An 18,222-nucleotide genomic window follows, 5' to 3' on the forward strand; every position below is an offset into this window, starting at 1 on the left:
TGTCTACCTGGTTATCCCCACCAAGAATGATGACGAAGGCGAGATCCGGGAGATGTGCCAGTGGGTGGCAAGCGACTTGGGCAAAGAGACACCCGTGCACTTTACGCGCTTTCATCCTGAGTACAGGCTCAGGAACCTGCCACCCACGCCAGTGAGCACCCTGCGCAGGGCCAGGGAGATCGGCCTCAAGCAGGGGCTGCACTATGTCTACGTGGGCAATGTTCCCGGAGAGGAGGGGGAGAACACCTTCTGCCCCCACTGTGGCAAGGTGGTGATTCGACGGGTAGGCTACACTATTCGCGAGAACAATCTGAAGGGCGACCGGTGCGGTAGCTGCGGCGGGCAGATTGCCGGCGTGTGGAGGTGAGCACGATGTCAGATCGAGGGAATGTTAGGAGAACACGGATGAGGAAAGGCTCCCCTGGGCTATGCAGCCCCGCATGGTGGGGCTTCTGCGTCGTGACCGTGGTCGGCGTGTGGGCACTCTTGCTTCTTAGTAACGTCGCCGCCCAAGTGCGGCCGCCTGCAGTGGCAGGCGCCTGGTATTCGGACAACCCAACTACCCTGAGGACGACCATCGAGAAATGGCTCGACCAGGCACCCGACGCCGGCGTGGAAGGCGAAATTTACGGCCTGCTGGCGCCCCATGCCGGCTACGAGTATTCGGGGCCAACTGCCGCTGTTTCCTACCGCCAGGTGCGCGGTCGCAAGTACGATGCGGTGGTCATTCTCGGCCCCAGCCATCGCGAGTTCTTCTCGGGCGTGTCTGTGTTCAACGGGGAGGGCTACCGCACCCCGCTTGGGGTTGCTGCGGTCGACAAGGAGCTGGCCGCAGCCATTGCCAAAGCAGATCCGTTGATCTCGCTCGGCGAGGCAGGACACCGTGGGGCTGAACACTCCATCGAGGCGCAGGTACCCTTCCTGCAGGTGGCCTTGCCGGGCATCAAGATCGTGCCCATCGCCATGCTCGATGACTCGTGGGAGACCTGCCGGCGCTTGGGCGCGGCCATCGCGAGCGCAGCCGCCGGTCGCAAGGTCCTCATCGTCGCCAGCTCCGACCTCTACCACGGCGAGTCCTACGCGGCCTGCAACGCCAGTGATGCGCAGACGTTGGCCCAGGTGGAGAGCATGGATCCCCAGGCTTTCTGCAAGGGGGCGCGCGCAGGGAAGTTCGCGGCCTGCGGCACCGGCCCCATTGCAGCCATGCAGCACGCCGCCCAGCTCCTCGGAGCGACGCAGGCAAGAGTCCTCGCCCACACCACCAGCGGCGACGTCACAGGACAGAAGACCGGCTACGTGGTGGGCTATGGCGCCGCGGTGGTATTCGGGTCGCCAAGGCAGCAGAAGAAGGCAGGAGGCAAAGCGGCAATACCGGGCCGAGTGGAGTTTGCCCCGCTGAGCGAGGAGGTGCAGCAGGAACTGCTGCGCATGGCCCGCCAGAGCATTGCCCACTACCTGGAACACGGCACGATTCCGGAATTCAGCCCCACCCACGAGGTGATGAAGGAGCGGCGCGGCGTGTTCGTGACCATCACCAAAAGGGGCGAGCTGCGCGGATGCATCGGCCATCACGAAAGCGACGTGCCCCTGTACAAGCTCGTCCCGCAGATGGCGGTCGCCTCGGCGTTCCAGGACCCGCGCTTTCCCCCGTTGCGCAAGAACGAGCTGGGCGAGATCAAAATCAAAGTGTCCGTCTACCTGACGAACGTCTATCAGATCGACAATCTCGACCACTTTGTGATGGGCAAGCACGGCATCATCATGTACAAGGATGGCCGCGGGGCTACCTACCTGCCGGAGGTTCCACTCGAGGCAGGGTGGAAGACTAAGGAGGAGGAACTGCGCAGCCTCTGCCAGAAGGCCGGCCTGCCGCCCGATGCCTGGAAGGAGGGAGCCGTTTTCTATCTGTACGAGACCCAGGTCTTCGAGGAGGGCAAATGAGTCGCGCAAAGGAAGACCAGCCGGGGGAGCTCACCGAGCAGGAGAAGCAACAGCTCCTGCAGATTGCCCGCGTTGCCATCGAGCGCCGGCTCAAGGGCGAGCCGCTCCCAGATTTTGGGCCAGTCTCTGAACGACTGCAGCAGAAGCAAGGAGCCTTTGTGACCCTGCACAAGCGCGGGGCCTTGCGGGGCTGCATTGGCTACATCGAGCCGGTGAGTCCCCTTTACCTTGCGGTGGCGGAGATGGCCCAAGCAGCAGCCTTTGAAGACCCGCGCTTTGCCCCGCTCACCGAGGACGAACTGCCAGAAGTAGATATCGAGATTTCCGTGCTCTCGCCCACGCGCGAGATCAACGACCTCGAGGAGATAAAGGTCGGGGAACACGGTCTGATTGTTCAGCAGGGAATTCGCAAGGGGCTGCTGCTTCCCCAGGTGGCAACGGAATACCACTGGGACCGCACGACGTTCTTGCGTCACACCTGCTTGAAGGCGGGCCTGCCTGCCGATGCCTACAAACAGAAGGGCACGTCCATCAAAGTATTCTCGGCGCAGGTCTTTGGGGAAAAGGAGAGGGAGGACTAACGCCTCCTCAGGCTCAGGGCGACGGCCACCAAGGCGCTCAGGTTGAGGAAAGCCAGACTGACGGTGGTAAGCGGCAGGCCGAGCACCGGAATGGCGATCGCTGCCGCCACCAAGGCGCCCACACTGGCGCCCAGCAGGTCGAGGGCGTACATGGTGCCGGCAGTGCCTTCCACGCGCGTTCCAGCTTTGGCAAAGAGGTCATTGGCCAAAGGGAACTGGAAGCCGCCTAGTGCTCCTGTTGCCAGGAGGAGCAGGGGGAGCACAAACTGCGTCACAGATCCGATCCGGGCAGAAGCCTCCGGCAGGAGATGCATCACTGCCAGAGTCGCCAACGGGAGCAGCACCAAGGTCCCCACGACTACCTTGAACCTGGCTGCGATGCCTGAGCCGCGCCGCACCACACGAGTGCCCAACATCCCACCCAGGGCCAATCCCGCCATGAAGGCCGTCACCAACAGCGACACCCGGTAGTAGACGTAGCCGTAGATGGCCTGAAACGCCACAATGCAAGCCACCTCCAAGGCAATCCCTGAGAAGCCGGCGCAGAGCACTGCCCACCCCACAGCCCAGCGTCGCACCCTTGGCTGCCACGAGCGGATGCGCGCCGCCAGCGCGAAGAAGAGGACCACAATCACCAGCGGCAGCCAGATCACCCAGGAGCCTGCGTGGGCAATGGCATCGAACAGACGTACCGTTACCGGGCTGACCTGTCTGCTCCACAGAATCAGGTCAAAGTAATAAGCGACCGGCGCAAAGTCGGTGTTGAGGCGTTCATCTCTGTGTCGCTCGAGTATTTGGTCGAGATAGCTCACGCGCGGTGCGGCTAGGCGAAAGGGCAGGTAGTACTCGCGGACGAATTGGGTCGTTATGCCCCGGTCATGCAAGCGTTGGAGGAGAAGTGCGGCGTCGGTGGTCAGTTCGGTAGGCGGGGTGCTGGCAAAAAAGTGCGCCGTCGCGCCGGGAAAGAGCACCACCTCTGGGAACACAGAAGCGAGGGTGTTCCGCAGGCAGGAGAGGAAGCGCGCCAACTCCTCGCCGATGACGTTTTCGGAGGAACTGACGGCAAATGAGACCACCCCGCCAGGGTTAAGGATCTCCCGCACGCGCATGAAGAATTCACGGGTGAAGAAACGGTTCACCATCGTGGTGCGCGGTTCGGGCAAGCCAATGATGACCACGTCGTAGCGACGGGTGGCCCTCTGCACGTACAGCCTGCCGTCGACGTGGTGCACGCGCACCCGGGGGTCCTCCAGCGCCCTGACCGCCTCGGCAGGAAGGTACGCTCGCGCCAGGGTGATGAGGCGCGGGTCAAGCTCCACATAGTCGATGTGGGCCACCGAAGGAGTCTTCAGCACCTCCTGCAGGCCACCGCCGAGGCCGCCGCCTACCAGGAGAACCCTCTCTGGGCGCGGGTGCTGGAGGAGTGCCAGCTGCACCAAATTCTCGGCGGCTTCAGGGTCCGGGTACGTGAAAGAGATGAGCCCATTCTCGAAGAAGCTTACGCTTTCATCGGCCTTGACGACCGCGACATTGGCGTAAGGCGTGTTCTCGCTGTGCAGCAAGCGGTAGTCGCGCCAGAAAAGAACATTGCCCAAGCGATGGAGCGGCGTGGCGGTTGCCGCCAAGGCGACGATTCCGCCAAGAACGGCGATGCCCGCAGGCAGGCGGGCTCTCTTTTTCGGCCAAAAGAAAAGGAGCCACGCGCTAAAGAGATTGATGCTTCCCAGCAGTGTAGCTATCTGCAGGGCGTGCAAGTAGCGAATGAGGAGGAAGCTGGCCGCCAAGCCGCCGACAGTGGCGCCGATCGACTCGAGTACGTAGACACGACCTATGGCGATGGAATCGCCGAGGCCGTGCGCAGCGAATGCCTTGCAGCCCAAGGTGTAGAGAAAGCCGAGGACCACACACACCGGGCCGATGACTGCAGGAGGGGTCAACAGCATCGGCAGCAAACCTACCACCTGGCCTTGGCTCTTTCCCCATGCGACCATACTCGCCCGCGCGGCAAGGATGGTGGCTGCTAGCACGAGCACTGTCAGTGCCTGCAATAGCGCAAAGACGGATTTTGCCCCGGTCAGATGGCGTCCTACCCAGCCCGCCACGGCGCTGCCCGCTGCGGTGCAGAGCAACCAGCTGGCCAGAAGCAGACCGAGCAACAATTCGTTGCCGTAGAACACCACTACCAGCTCGCGCATCGCCACCACTTGCGCCACGGTAGCCGTGGCTCCCATGACCAGGACGGCAAAGCCCAGCCGGAATCTCATGGTCGATCTCTCGCGTCAATCCTTTGGCTGGCGTAAAATTAGGCAATAGCGGAGCCAATTGCAAGGGGAAAACCTGAACTGCCTCGTCCTGCCCAGCTTTGACGGCAGGCCGCAGCTCCCAGGATCGCAAGCCAGGAGTGGCGCGTGCGCCGTGAAGCCTGCCACATCGGCGCTGGCCATTGTTCTCGGTGGCTGTCACCGCCTGCAGTTCGCCTGGCGGCATTGCTTGGCAAGCCGCAAGATCTGCCAGGCTGCGCGAGTCAAGGAAAAGGCAAGACGAGACGTGGCGTTCGGACAAAAACAACTTGATTTTCGGGCAAAATCTTGTAAATTTGTGAACGCGTTGGCGGTGTAGCTCAGCTGGCTAGAGCAGCGGAATCATAATCCGCGGGTCCGGGGTTCGAATCCCTGCACCGCTACTGATGGCAACGACACCCAAAAGAGACACACGGTTCCACAGGCTTACGACCTTTCCTTCGCGAAAGGTCTTTTTGTTTGCAGAAGACCATGCTCCTCGCGCGCTTTGAAAAGTGCCTGCAGGAACAGCAGCTCGTCGCCCCGGGCCAGACGGTTGTGGTAGCAGTTTCCGGTGGTGTCGATTCGATGGTGCTGCTGGACCTCTTCGCGCGTATTCGAGAGCCCTGGCGGCTGCAGCTGGTCGTGGCGCACCTCAACCATGGTCTGCGCGGCAAAGAAGCCGACCGCGATCAGAGCTTCGTGAGCGCACGCGCTGGCGACTACGGCCTCCCCGTGGTGATTGAGCGCGCAGATGTCGCCAGCTACGCACGGCAGCGCCACCTGTCGCGTGAGGCGGCAGCACGCGAGGTGCGCTATGATTTTCTGCGCCGGGCGGCCCAGCAACTGCGCGCCCATCGCGTGGCGCTGGGCCACCATGCCAATGACCAGGCGGAGACTTTCCTCGACCATCTCCTGCGCGGAGCCGGACTCGCCGGATTGGGCGGCATGTGGTGGCAACGGGAGATCTTTGTGCGCCCGCTCCTTGGGTTCACGCGCGGCGAGCTGACCGAATACGCCACTCAACACCAGCTGCCCTTCTGCGAAGATAGTTCCAATACTGACCTCCGGATCCGCAGGAACCGACTTCGTCACGAGCTGCTGCCCCTCCTTGCTACCCACTACAACCCGCGCGTCGTGGAGGCGCTCAGCCGCGCCTGCCAGGCGTTCCAGGAAGCGGACCAAGGTTTGCGCATCATCGCCGCCCAACAGCTGACCAGAGACAGCCGAGAGGAGGGGGGAAAAATTGTTCTTGATATTGCTGAGTTTTTGCGCTATCTTTCAGTGACGCAAAAGTATGTGTTGATGGAAGTAGTGGAGCGGATGGGTGGTGGGCGCTCCCAGCTCGACAGCCGGACGCTGGAACGCGTGCTGCGCCTGGTGAGGCAGAGACGGCCGGGAACGAGGGTCAGCCTGGGGCATGGGATAGAGGCTGCCGTCTCCGGTCGCTACTTGGTGATCGGCCCGAGCGCGCAAGGGCCCTTCTCATTGCCAGTGCACATCGGCCGAGAGGTAGTTGACCCAGCGCGCGGATTTGTCTTCAAGTGTTCGCCAGCAGCGTGGGAAGAGTTCCAGGCGCTGCGCGGCACGTCCCCCGTCCTGGAGTTCGTCGACGCCGGTGAAGTCAGGGGCCCACTGCGGTTGCGCTCGTGGCAGCGCGGCGACCGCTTCTTCCCCCTGGGGATGCAGGAGAGTAAGAAACTGTCGGACTTTTTCATCGACGCCAAGGTGCCCCATCATCGCCGCCATCTCGTTCCGCTGCTGGAATGTGACAAGGGTATCATCTGGGTGTGTGGGTTGCGCCTTGATGAGCGGTTTCGCGTCACCGACAAGACGAAACAGGTACTGAAACTGGAATTCCAAGGCGGCTATGCCAGCAAAGAGCGAGAAGCAGAAGGCTGAGGCGTGTGAGGGCTATCGGCTGATGTTGAGCCCGCGTCGCATCCAGCGGCGCATCAAAGAATTGGCCAAGGAGCTGTCCCGAGACTATCGTGGCCGCGTTCCGGTGTTTATCGGCGTGCTGAATGGTGGCTTCATCTTCATGGCCGACCTAATCAGAGAGCTGGAGATTGACTGCGAGGTCGACTTCATGAAGATCTCCAGCTATGGCGACGAGACCATGACCTCCGGCTGGGTGAAGCTGCTGAAAGACGTCGACTGCCAGATCGAGGGTCGCGATGTGGTCGTCGTCGAGGACATTGTCGACTCCGGGCTCTCCATTCAGTTCCTACACCGGCGGTTGCAGCGCTTCAAGCCCAAGTCGGTCAAGTATGTTGCGCTACTTCTCAAGGAAGGTGCTGCCAAGGTCCCTTATGAGGTGGACTACGTTGGCTTCCGCATCCCGAACGAATTCGTGGTCGGCTACGGCCTTGACCAGGCTCAGCTGCTGCGCAACCTTGGCGGTATTTACGTCAAGAAGGAGTGATCCACCTCCAGGAAGGTTTGACATTATGAAGGACAGAGAGCTGAATCACGCCCCATTGCGGCGAACAGGCGGCGATCGCGACGGTCGCCGTCCTGACGGCAAGGGCCCGGACAAGGGGGGGCCGCGCAAGGAAGAGAACTTCCAGTGGGGGCGTATGGGGCGCACTCTCTTCTTGTGGCTGATTATCATCACGGTTTCCCTGTACATATCGCAGCGGCTCACTATCCGCAACCGGGGCGAACAAGAGCTGCAATACGCGCCCCACTTTGTTGAGCTCCTCACGGCGCGTCAGGTGCAGAAAGTGATGGTGCAGGGCAAGGAGCTGCACGGCGAGCTGCGCGAGCCTCAACCCATCCCGAAGGCAGGCGGTCAGGGCTACTACACCAAGTTTCGTGTCACCCTGCCTGCTGAACCTTCTCCCGAGGAGGTGCAGCGCTGGCGGGAGGAATTCGGCATCGGCGAGATCCGCTTCACGGAAAAGGCGATCAGCGTCTGGCAGTATCTTCTCGGCTATGGCCCGTGGTTGTTGATTATCGCCGTCTGGCTCTTCTTCCTGCGCCGCATGCAAGGTGTGGGGACAAAGGGGATCTTCTCCTTCGGCAAGTCGCGGGCGAAGTTGCTGACCGAGAATCGCCCCAAGGTGACCTTCGACGATGTGGCAGGTGCCGATGAGGCAAAGGAAGAACTGCGCGAAATCATCGAGTTCCTCAAGGAGCCGGAAAAATTCCAGCGCCTTGGTGGCAAGATTCCCAAGGGTGCGTTGCTCCTTGGGCCGCCTGGAACAGGCAAGACGCTGCTTGCCAAGGCGGTGGCCGGCGAGGCAGGAGTCCCCTTCTTCAGCATGTCCGGTGCTGATTTTGTGGAGATGTTCGTGGGCGTGGGCGCCTCGCGCGTACGCGACCTTTTTGAGCAAGGCAAGCGTAACGCGCCGTGCATTATCTTCATCGACGAGATCGATGCCGTAGGCAGACAGCGGGGCGCCGGCTTGGGGGGTGGCCACGATGAACGGGAGCAGACACTGAACCAGCTCTTAGTGGAGATGGATGGTTTCGACTCCAACGAGGGCGTCATCGTCATCGCCGCCACCAATCGTCCCGACGTGTTGGACCAGGCCCTGCTGCGACCCGGGAGATTTGACCGCCAGATCGTGGTGGATCGGCCCGACGTGCGCGGGCGCGAAGGGATCTTGCGGGTGCACACCAAGAAGATCCCGCTGGGCAGGGACGTGGACCTCTCCATTCTGGCGAAAGGAACGCCAGGCTTTTCCGGCGCTGACCTGGCCAACATGGTGAACGAGGCGGCGCTGCTTGCCGCGCGGAAGAACAAGACCCACGTCACCATGGAGGACTTTGAAGAGGCCAAGGACAAGGTGATGATGGGTGCCGAGCGCAAGAGCTTGCTCATCAGCGAAGAGGAGCGACGCAGCACCGCTTACCACGAGGCAGGGCACGCCCTGGTGGCCAAGCTCATCCCTGGTTCGGACCCCGTGCACAAGGTGACTATTATTCCGCGCGGGCGGGCGCTGGGCGCCACTACCACGCTGCCCATCGACGAGAAACACAATTATTCCAAAGAGTACTGCCTCATCATGATGCGCCACCTGCTCGGCGGGCGCGCTGCGGAGAAGCTGGTCCTCAAGCAGCTCACCACCGGGGCCGGCAACGACATCGAACGGGCGACCGAACTGGCGCGCAAAATGGTCTGCGAGTGGGGCATGAGCGACCGCTTGGGGCCGGTCACTTTCGGCAAGAAGGGAGAAGAGATCTTTCTCGGGCGCGAGATCGCGCAACACCGTGACTACAGCGAAAAGACCGCCCAACTCATCGACGAAGAAGTGAAGCGATTTGTGCTTTCGGCAGCGGAAGACGTGGAGAAGCTCCTGGCGGAAAATATCGACAAGCTCCACGCTCTGGCCAACGCTCTTCTGGAACGCGAGATCCTCGACGGCGAGGAGATCGACCGTATCTTGGCCGGCCAGGCTCTTGCGCCATCGAAGAACAGGCGGACGCAGCGCGGAGCGCCGGCCGCGGCCAAGAAGGGCGACAAGGCGCCGGCAGCTGCATCCCGCTGAGCCGCAAGGACGTACTGATCGAACCCATGGCACATGTCGTCTTGTTCCTGCGCTTGTGGCTGCTGCCTCCCTCGCGTCTGCCGCTGCTCATTGCCGTCGTTTCGGTTTTCCTGATCGTCGTCCTTGCGCTGCTCTCCAGTTTTGCCACAGTATTGAATCGTCGGATGCTGGCGCGCCTCCTGTTGGTTGTGGCCCTGTTGAGCGTGGTCGCAGAGGCGGTGGTGTTGGTCCGCCTTCGTGGGCCGGAGCGGCGGCCTTACGCGGTGGTGCTCCCTTTTTCACCGGGGAAGGAGTCTCCGCAGGCATGGGCGCTGAGCCGCACCCTTTGCCGAAACCTGCGAGCGCTGAGTGGCAACTACTACGTGGGGAGTTTCGAGTCCGTGCTGGAGGCGGTGCAGGCCGACAGTGTAGCTGACCGAACCTACGTGGCCAGATTCTGTGCGCGGAGCGGGCTGGATGCTGCCGTTTCCGGCGAGCTCCTCCAGCAGGGCGAGGCGTTGGTGTGGAACGGCCGCTTGTGGCGCCAAGGCATGTGGTCGGACACCACGTTGCCGGCCTCTGCAAGCGAGCTCGCGCGATTGGCTAAGGATGCCCAAGCCTGGCTGAGCCGCAAACTGGGCGTCGAGCCGTCGCGTGCCGGTGGAAGGGAAGTCTACTGGGACGTGCAGGCGGCGCACGCCGACATTTTGATCCGTGCAGCAAAGTTCGAGGAGGCGCGCAGGGTTCTTGGCAGCGCCCATGCACCTTTGCACTGGCTCCTGGTGGGCCAGTCCTACCTGCAGGAGGCCAAGGAGCTGCGCAACCTGGGCAGAGCGTGGCGCGAGCCCCTCTACCATGCCATCACCACTGCGGAGGAACTTGTGCAGCGCGACTCAACCCTGGCGGATGCGCATCTTCTGCTTGCCGAGTGCCACATTCTCGAGGAGGAATGGGACCGGGCCGAGATCCGTCTGCGCAAGGCCTTGGCCCTGGACCCCACCGCTAGCCATGCGCTGGTGCTTCTCACGCGCCTGCACCGTTCTCGGTACCGGGACCTTGGTTTCGAGGACGAAGAGCAACTCTACCGGCGGGCTGTCTGGTACGACCCCTGCTCGGTGAGCGCGCGCTTGGGCCTAGTCGCCTATCTCCAGCAGTTGGGGCGACGGGCAGAAGCGCTGCAGGCGGTGGACGATGTCCTGCGCATGAATCCCTCGTCTATCCCTGGCCTGCTGGCGAAGGGGAGGATGTTGATCACATGGGAACAGAACGAGGCCGGGTTCGCCTGTTTGGAAAAGGCGGCCAGTCTGGCGCCCGACGACCCGGAAGTGCTCTTTGCCCTTGGGGTAGCTCGCTATATGACCGAAGACTATGAGGGTGCGCGACCGTTGTTTGAGCGCGCCGTTGCCGTGGGTGACCACCTTGACTCGTACCTGTACCTCGGACTGATCGCGCGGCGCCTCGGACAGCCCGAGAAAGCTCTGCCGTACCTCCAGGAGAGAGTGCGGCGCAAACGCGATGCACAGGACCGGCTGGCAGAAATCGCGCGGGAGAACATTTTCCAACTCACGCACTGAAGTGGGAAACGGGTTGGCGCAAAAGGAAATGGCTTTCCAGTTGACCTGTCGCGGCAGGGTGCTCGACTTGTCCCGACGGACGCTCATCATGGGCATCGTCAACGTCACCCCGGATAGCTTCTCCGACGGCGGGAAGTACTTCGACCCCGACCTCGCAGTCGAACACGCCGTGGAGCTGTGCCAACAAGGGGCCGATATCATCGATGTAGGCGGCGAATCCACACGGCCTGGCGCTGAGCCGGTACCCGCTGAAGAAGAGATGCGGCGCGTGGTGCCGGTCATCGAGCGCTTAGCGCGCCGGGTCACCGTGCCCATCTCGGTGGACACGTACAAGGCGTGCGTCGCCGAGGAGGCGCTTGCCGCGGGGGCAGCCATGGTCAACGACATCAGCGCCCTGCGCGCCGACCCGGACATGGTGGAGGTCGTGCGGCGCTTTGGTGCTGCTGCCGTGCTCATGCACATGCAGGGCGAACCTCGCACCATGCAGCTTGATCCCAGATACCAAGATGTCGTGGCGGACATCATCGCCTTCTTGCAGGAGAGGGCATCGGCGTGTACGGCACACGGTATTCCGCGCTCGTGCCTGATCGTCGACCCAGGGCTGGGTTTCGGCAAGACGGTTGCGCATAATTTTGAGATCATTCGGCGCTTGGCGGAGTTCAGATGCTTGCAACTGCCCCTGCTCGTGGGGCCCAGCCGGAAGTCGTTTGTGGGGGCAGTGACCGGCTTGCCGCCCGAGGAGCGGTTGGAAGGGACAGCGGCTGCGGTGGCCGCCTGTGTGCTGAATGGTGCTCACATTGTGCGCGTCCACGACGTGCAGGCCATGCGCCGCGTCGTAGCCGTGGCCGATGCCATCGCCCACAAGGAACCGGCCCATTAACAGGGCACCACTGAGCAATCGCCAGGAGTAAGAAGCCGAAGGAGATCCTGTCGTGGTACTCTTTCGCATTGGGTTCATCCCAGTCACGCTCTTCGATATCCTGGATATCGTGGTCATCTCGTACCTCCTTTATCGGGTCTACTTTTTCATTCGCGGCACGCGAGCAGCCCAGATGACCGTCGGACTGGTGGTGATCCTGGTCCTTTCGGTAGTGGCGCCCCTCTTCAACCTGGGCGCCCTAAGCTGGCTCTTCCAGAACCTTAAGACCATCTGGTTGGTTGCCTTCGTGGTTGTGTTTCAGCCGGAGCTCCGCAGGTTACTCATCTACATCGGCCAGACGCGGCTGGCGCGCTACCTTGTCAGCGTGGCCGGCACGCGCACCGTCGAAGAGGTGATCAAGGCCAGCCTGGAGCTCTCCAAGCGGGGTTACGGCGGCCTCATCGTCATGGTCAAGGAGACAGGCCTGAAGACGGTGGTGGAGACCGGGGTGCGACTGCAAGCGGAGGTCTCCGTGCCGCTCATTGTTTCCATCTTCAATCCACGCTCGCCGCTGCACGATGGTGCCATTGTCATCCAGAATGAGCTGATCGAGGCGGCGCGCTGTATCCTGCCACTCTCGGACAACCCCCAGTTAGATCAGACCCTCGGCACGAGGCACAGGGCGGCAGTGGGATTGAGCGAGGAGAGCGACGCGGTGGTGATCGTGGTCTCTGAGGAGACAGGCACGATCTCCATTGCGTACAAAGGCGTTCTCAAGCGGGGAATGGATGAGCAGACGATGCGCAAGGAACTTGAGCAAGACCTGCGCGTCACGCCGAGCTAAGAGCCAAAGATCAAGGATTGGCACTGTCTGCAGGCAGAGAGGAGGTAGGAACGGATGATCACCCACGAACAGGCAGAGAAGGCGCGGAAGCGGGCGCTGAAGCTACTCAAGAAGGCAAGAATCGTCCTCACCGAGCAGGAAAAGCAGAACATCGAGATCGCCGACTTTGGCCTGGGTGAGCTGGAGACCACAGGACTTGAGCTGGTGGTTTATGTGAACACCGACCGAGTGTGTGCGAAGGAGCTGGTCCTATTTCCCTACCAGACCTGTCCTGAACACAGGCACCCGCCGGTTGAAGGAGAGCCTGGCAAGGAGGAGACCTTCCGGTGCCGCTGGGGAACGGTGTATCTGTACGTGCCCGGCGAGCCGACTCCGCATCCCAAGGCCAAGCCGCCCAAGGGGCGCGAGCAATGGTATACCGTCTGGCATGAAGTCGAGCTCACCCCAGGCGCGCAATACACACTGCCGCCCAATACCCTCCACTGGTTTCAAGCCGGCCCAAAAGGGGCAATTGTCTCTGAGTTTTCGACCAAGAGTCGCGATGAGTCCGATATCTTCACCGACCCACAGATTCAGCGGACACCGGTGATCGAGGGATAGGGCTCCGATTACTTCCCTGCGAATTCCCGAATGACGAAAAGGGAGACTTCCGACAGAGGTCTCCCTTTGTTATCGGTGCCGGCGGGCTTATCCAGCTCAGAAAGTGCGCGAAATCGTCATGGTGTAGTGGCGGATGGGCATCAAGGTACGCTCTACCTGGGTGTAGTTGTAGTTGAACAGGTTGCCGATGTCGAAGCTGATGTCATTGCCAAGCAACCTGTAGCCCAAGCGCAGGTCAGCCACCTTCTGGGCCACCCTCTGATCACGCGGGTAGACCTTTACCCGCTCCAATCTGCTCACGTAACGGTAATCGACGCCAACGCGGAGAGGACCTTGGGTGAACGTCACGGTGCCTGTGAAGAGGTGCCGCGCACGGTAGGCCAGGTAGTCGTCGGCGGTGATGTCCCAGGGATCGAGCAGGGTGTAGGAGAGCGCTGGGGTCAGCCGTCCTTTCCATAAGCTTCCCTGGAGGCTTGTCTCGATGCCGCGAATCCTCGCCTCTGTGACATTGATGAAGCGCACTGTTCCCGAGGCATCGGGTTCCGGCTCGATCAGGTCATGGTACTGATTGTGGAACAGGGCAAGGTCGAGAAGGAAGTGCTTGCTGATTTCCTGATTGACTCCAGTCTCATAGGACCAGGCAGACTCTGCCCTGAGCTGTAGGTTCGGCACAACCCGCAAGCCGGAGACCACCACATCGGTGAAGCGCTCCGCCACACTCGGCGCACGGAAGCCGCGACCGGTAGAGAGGCGCACAGTGGTACCAGGGCGTGCCTTCCAGACAAGGCCGAGCTTGGGGCTGAGCTGTTGGTCATCGATGCCCACGTCGATGTGGCTGTAATCAAATCGCGCTCCGAGGGTGAAAAGGAAGCGCCAGGGGAGTTTGATTTCATCCTGCAGATAACAGGCGAGGGCGTAGGCATCGTGGTTATCGAACATCGTCGACTGCACATAGTCGAAGGCGCCTTCAATACCGGCGGTCACGGAGTGGCCGGAGATGGGCAGCACGTCGGCCTGCACCTCAAAACCGAGCTTCTGCGCCTCGGAATAGTCGTTGTTGTCGTGGAAAAAGTTCTCCCAGCGATTGCGGAAATACGACAGGCGCCCCTTGAGGCCGAAACGCTCGCTCAGCGCATGCTTGTAAACGGCATTAATGTTCGCCTTCCAGGACTTGACTTTGTCCCCCACTGCGGCCTTGGGCGCTTCGAGCGGCCGGTTCTGGCTCTGCCACATGAAGCTGGCGCCATAGTCTGCCCAGTTCCAATTGGTGGTCAGGGCCAGGTGTGCTTGCGGCGAGATGCGCTTTCCCACCTTGGCGGTCATGTTGTAGCGGAGCAGATTTCCATTTTCCCGGTAACCGAGTGACTCCGTGCGGCCCCCGGCAAAGACGAGCTCCCAGCCATTGAACCGACGGCTGTGGCTGATACTCGTCTCGTTGAAGTGGAGCAGCCTGTCCGTCCAGCGCCACTCCGGATAGGCAGGCTGGTCATAGAAACCAACCAATAGCCGCACATGGGTAGTGGGGCGCACGGTGATATCTTTGGTGATCACATTGATGACGCCTCCCATGGCGCTGGAGCCGTACAGAGCCGAACCCGCACCTTTCACGATTTCGATGTGGTCGATCTGTGCCGGCGTAATGAGGTCCCACTTGATGTCCCCGCTATCGCCCGGAAGTATGGGAACCCCGTCGACCAGGTAGAGGACACGAGTGCCTGCGCCGTGGCTGTAGCCAGAGGAGCCGCGAATGTTGATCTGGCTCCCCATGAAATTGACCCCGGGCGCATACTGCAGCACTTGCTCCAGATTGATTTCGGCGATCTGGCTTAGCCGCGCCTGACTGACCACGGCCACGCTCACCGGTGAATCGGCGATCTCCTGGTAGCGCTTGCTGGCGGTGACCACCACCGAAGGGGTCTCGATCACCGTCTCCTCCAAGGTCACATGGAGCTCGGTTTGCTCACCCGGGCGCACTACCACCTCCTTACGCACGGGTACGAAGCCGATCATCGCCACCTTCACCGTGTGCTGACCTGCGGGCACCCGTACCAGGGTGAAGGTGCCGCGGGCGTCAGTGGCCGCACCGAGCAGCGTCCCTTCCAACATGACGCTGGCCCCGGGTATGGGCTGCCTGTTCTGCGCCGCGACCACCGTCCCTGAGATTGTGCCGTACTTCTGCGCCATGGCCGGCAGCGCGACAACGCCGCACAAGAGGAATATCGCCCCGGCAGTAAGACGGGTTCTGTTTTTCTCGAACATACCCAATCCTCGGTCAGGATGTGAAAGCATTCTGACGCCCCATGCCTGCTGTACTCTTCAGCTCTCTATGGGCTTCCGCTCAAGAACACGTCAATGTTGACGCCTTCCACGCGCGCCTTGTTGTCAGGCACCACAACCGGGCCAAAACGCAGTCCCTTGATGCTCGTCAGGCCAATGGGCGCACCCTCCTCAAGCAGGATGGCCGCCAAGAACCAGTAGGTATCCGGTGGCGCAGAAATGGAATAGCGCAACGAGTCGCCGCCGATGGGGAGGGAACCGCTGATATAGAGATCCAGGAGCGAAGGAAGCTTCGGGAAAGCCAACGGCGAGAGCGAAGCCACGACGAACAGGTTCTGGGCACGGGGAGGCCAGGCGCCATGGATGACCAGCGTGCCGTTGATGGAGCTTTCAAAGTGCGGCCTGGCGCGCCTAAAGTCCGCCGCCATGTTCACCCCCGGCACTACCGTCCCGTTGGGTACTTCCACCTGGCCGGGACTCAGCGAATCGCTGCCGGCAAAGTAGACGCCGATGATATTGTTGACGTTCCACTCGTAGCCCTTTTCCTTCCACACGATGGCAACAGCCCGATAGAGGCCAGGGGGCAGGTAGATTGTGTATTGGGCCGAGTCGACACCCGTGGGCAGCGGCTCGCCCATCTCGAGCTGGCTGATGCCTTTCGGGGGAAAGTCCGTGGATGCCACCACCAGAACCTGTTCGGTGTTCTCCGGCCAGGCGCCGCGAAAGACGATGGTGCCGCGGATACCCGAGGTTATGGGCGCCAGGCCTTTGTCGATCTCACAGCTGAGAACAGATAAGGAGGCGGCAGCGAGAGCAATGGCGATTCGTCTCATCGCTTCCCTGACCTTGCTTGCATTAGGCAAAAAAAGGTGCCCCTCCCTCATCGCTCAAGAAGAAGGGGCACCGGAGTTCTCAACTCGCTGCTACAATTTGATGTCGATGCCCAGCATAAAGTTCATCGCGTCCAGCTTGTAGGTGCCGGCCATATTGTCGTAGCTCGTCACCATGCCGGTGGCGTCCTTTACTTCCGCCCAGGTAGCCACGGTGCGGTCGCCGATGAACATCTTCTCTAGGCTGGCATGCACAGTGCCAAAGCCCAGGCAGTAGCCCAACCCGAGGCCGCCGACGTAGCGCCGGTTAATGTCCGGGATGGTCGGGCTTAGGGTGTGGTCAGGCGTAGCGGCCGGTTCGGTGTAGAAGAAGCTGCGGATCTTCAAGGCACTGAGTGAGTACTCGAGGCCCGCGCTGATACGCACGCCATCTTTCCACTCTTCCACCAACTCCCCAAATTCCTTGCCGTCGGCCTTCTTGTTGACCTTGATCTTGTCCCACGCTGACCACTGGGTAAACGACACGTCGGCGCTCACCACGAGGTTGTTGATGCCAGTGTAAGTGAGGCCCATGCCTACCTCCAACGGCAGGGGCAGGTCGGCTGTAACCTCGGTCTCCACAGGAGCTGCAGCGGGCTGCTGAGTTTGTGGGTTAATGGTGGCGCCGGAGTAGACGCCCATCACCTTAGCATAAGTGTCCTGGTCGATTTGACCACCCGCCAGGAGTGCGTTTAACTGTGACTGGAGAGCTGCAAGCTGTTGATCCGCGGGCTTGGCGGTGTAGGTCAGCATGGAAACCTTGCCCTCCAGCGGTTGGTCAAGGTAGTAGCGCCCTGCTAGCCCCAGCGTGAGACATTCGGTCACTTTGTACTGCAGGCCGATGTTGCCGCCAAACCCCCAACCATCGCCGTCCAGTTTTTGCTCGGTCAGCAGATGGTCAAACGGCTTGGCCAACAGACCCAACTGCGTCAGGAGCGGGTTCAACGGCGTCAGCTTGAGCGGATTGGGGGTAAAAACGGGCTGGCGGATCTCGATGCTGTTCATGACGATGCTGGCGCCAAGACCCACAGACAGCTTCTCCGTTACCTGGTAAGCGAAGGAGGGGTGGATATCGATGACCTTCAGGTCGTCCTCTACGTCGATGTCTGGGTACAACGGATTGTATCCGCTGGTCTCGAGGAGGTTCCACTTTGAGCCGAGGCCAAAGGGAGCGAACACGGAGATACCTACTGCCAGTTTGTCCATGCCGTAGACGAATCCAGCGGCAGGGAGGTAGAAGGTCTGCGGCTCATTGTCCACTTCTGTGGTGCGCAGAGCGCCAATGGCTGGGTTGGCGAGGTACTTGCCCTTCGGGGCCACAATCTCAAAGCTGCCGCCGAAGTGCAGGCCCTTGATTTGCGCCAACCCCGCCGGGTTCCAATACATGCCACTCCAATCATTGGAGAGCCCGCGGTAGGCGCCGCCCAGGGCCGTTGCTCGTGCCCCGATGCCTGTCAAAGCCACCCCCGAGGCAAGTACCACACTGAACGATGCTAAGGCCAAAACACCCGCCAATGACAGCGCAAAAAGGGGTCTTCTCATCTGTTCCTCCGTTCAGTTTCACCTGACTACTGGTTTCTCACCGCGCCACCCACCATGCCGCTCCTCTCCTCAGGTCACCTCGTTTGTCGATTGTTTCCGGACATCACCTCCCTTCGGCGCTGAGTGCACTACACCTTTGCACAAGCGGGTTCAAACCACCGCCAATGCAGCCTGGCTCACGAGCCTGATGGTACCAGTGCCCACCAACCACACAACCCGCCTGAGACGTGTTGCCCCCCGCGCTACACCCGACAGGCGTGTTCTGAGGCGGTTCGCCAGATCGTGTGGGGTAACCAGCAGGCAGCCGCGTCGTCGCTGCGCATTAAGATAACAAAAATTGCGAGATTGTCAAGACTTATTTTTAAGAGAATAATAGACTTC

General features: G+C 61.3%; 14 protein-coding genes and 1 tRNA gene. 11 read left to right on the top strand and 4 right to left on the bottom strand.

What is annotated here, in order from left to right; all coding sequences use genetic code 11:
• The 3 genes from H5U38_08775 to amrA all read left to right on the top strand — a co-directional run.
• Nucleotides 1-367: radical SAM protein (locus H5U38_08775; GenBank protein MBC7187113.1), on the top strand; the 367-nt coding region annotated here is incomplete at its 5' end.
• A gap of 38 nt (nucleotides 368-405) precedes the next feature.
• Entirely contained in the window at nucleotides 406-1,941 is a 1,536-nt protein-coding gene (gene amrB / locus H5U38_08780) for an AmmeMemoRadiSam system protein B (GenBank protein MBC7187114.1), read from the top strand.
• On the top strand, nucleotides 1,938-2,522 hold the full coding sequence (amrA, locus tag H5U38_08785) for an AmmeMemoRadiSam system protein A (GenBank protein MBC7187115.1): 585 nt from the start codon (nucleotides 1,938-1,940) through the stop codon (nucleotides 2,520-2,522). Before amrB ends, amrA begins: the two co-directional genes overlap by 4 nt.
• Here the strand turns inward: amrA and H5U38_08790 are convergent.
• A complete protein-coding gene (locus H5U38_08790) occupies nucleotides 2,519-4,786 on the bottom strand; it encodes a fused MFS/spermidine synthase (protein MBC7187116.1) in 2,268 nt (755 codons plus the stop codon). The genes amrA and H5U38_08790 overlap by 4 nt on opposite strands.
• A 345-nt stretch (nucleotides 4,787-5,131) precedes the next feature.
• Here H5U38_08790 and H5U38_08795 point away from each other — a divergent pair.
• The 8 genes from H5U38_08795 (at nucleotide 5,132) to H5U38_08830 (ending at nucleotide 13,153) form a co-directional block, all read left to right on the top strand.
• Nucleotides 5,132-5,205, top strand: a tRNA-Met gene (locus H5U38_08795).
• A gap of 88 nt (nucleotides 5,206-5,293) precedes the next feature.
• Nucleotides 5,294-6,703, top strand: coding sequence for a tRNA lysidine(34) synthetase TilS (gene tilS / locus H5U38_08800; protein ID MBC7187117.1), 1,410 nt, complete (start codon nucleotides 5,294-5,296; stop codon nucleotides 6,701-6,703).
• Complete coding sequence (hpt, locus tag H5U38_08805; protein MBC7187118.1) at nucleotides 6,672-7,226, top strand: hypoxanthine phosphoribosyltransferase; 555 nt, start codon at nucleotides 6,672-6,674, stop codon at nucleotides 7,224-7,226. Before tilS ends, hpt begins: the two co-directional genes overlap by 32 nt.
• A 154-nt stretch (nucleotides 7,227-7,380) precedes the next feature.
• Nucleotides 7,381-9,297: an ATP-dependent metallopeptidase FtsH/Yme1/Tma family protein gene (locus tag H5U38_08810; protein MBC7187119.1), complete on the top strand. Its 1,917-nt coding sequence runs from the start codon at nucleotides 7,381-7,383 to the stop codon at nucleotides 9,295-9,297.
• Between the two features lie 26 nt (nucleotides 9,298-9,323).
• Nucleotides 9,324-10,850, top strand: a complete 1,527-nt coding sequence (locus H5U38_08815) for a tetratricopeptide repeat protein (protein ID MBC7187120.1) — start codon at nucleotides 9,324-9,326, stop codon at nucleotides 10,848-10,850.
• A gap of 28 nt (nucleotides 10,851-10,878) precedes the next feature.
• Nucleotides 10,879-11,730, top strand: a complete 852-nt coding sequence (gene folP / locus H5U38_08820) for a dihydropteroate synthase (GenBank protein ID MBC7187121.1) — start codon at nucleotides 10,879-10,881, stop codon at nucleotides 11,728-11,730.
• A 52-nt stretch (nucleotides 11,731-11,782) separates the two neighbouring features.
• On the top strand, nucleotides 11,783-12,553 hold the full coding sequence (locus tag H5U38_08825) for a TIGR00159 family protein (GenBank protein MBC7187122.1): 771 nt from the start codon (nucleotides 11,783-11,785) through the stop codon (nucleotides 12,551-12,553).
• Nucleotides 12,554-12,607: 54 nt separating this feature from the next.
• Entirely contained in the window at nucleotides 12,608-13,153 is a 546-nt protein-coding gene (locus H5U38_08830) for a D-lyxose/D-mannose family sugar isomerase (GenBank protein MBC7187123.1), read from the top strand.
• A gap of 96 nt (nucleotides 13,154-13,249) precedes the next feature.
• Here the strand turns inward: H5U38_08830 and H5U38_08835 are convergent, their stop codons facing one another.
• From H5U38_08835 to H5U38_08845, 3 genes are all read right to left on the bottom strand, one after another.
• A complete protein-coding gene (locus H5U38_08835) occupies nucleotides 13,250-15,412 on the bottom strand; it encodes a TonB-dependent receptor (protein MBC7187124.1) in 2,163 nt (720 codons plus the stop codon).
• A 65-nt stretch (nucleotides 15,413-15,477) separates the two neighbouring features.
• Entirely contained in the window at nucleotides 15,478-16,263 is a 786-nt protein-coding gene (locus H5U38_08840; protein MBC7187125.1) for a hypothetical protein, read from the bottom strand.
• A gap of 90 nt (nucleotides 16,264-16,353) precedes the next feature.
• Nucleotides 16,354-17,841 (bottom strand): outer membrane protein transport protein, encoded by a 1,488-nt coding sequence (locus tag H5U38_08845; protein MBC7187126.1) that lies wholly within the window; start codon nucleotides 17,839-17,841, stop codon nucleotides 16,354-16,356.
• Between the last annotated feature and the right edge of the window lie 381 nt (nucleotides 17,842-18,222).

It is taken from the genome of Calditrichota bacterium (assembly GCA_014359355.1).
In the GTDB taxonomy this organism is placed as follows: domain Bacteria; phylum Zhuqueibacterota; class Zhuqueibacteria; order JANLFK01; family Oleimicrobiaceae; genus Oleimicrobium.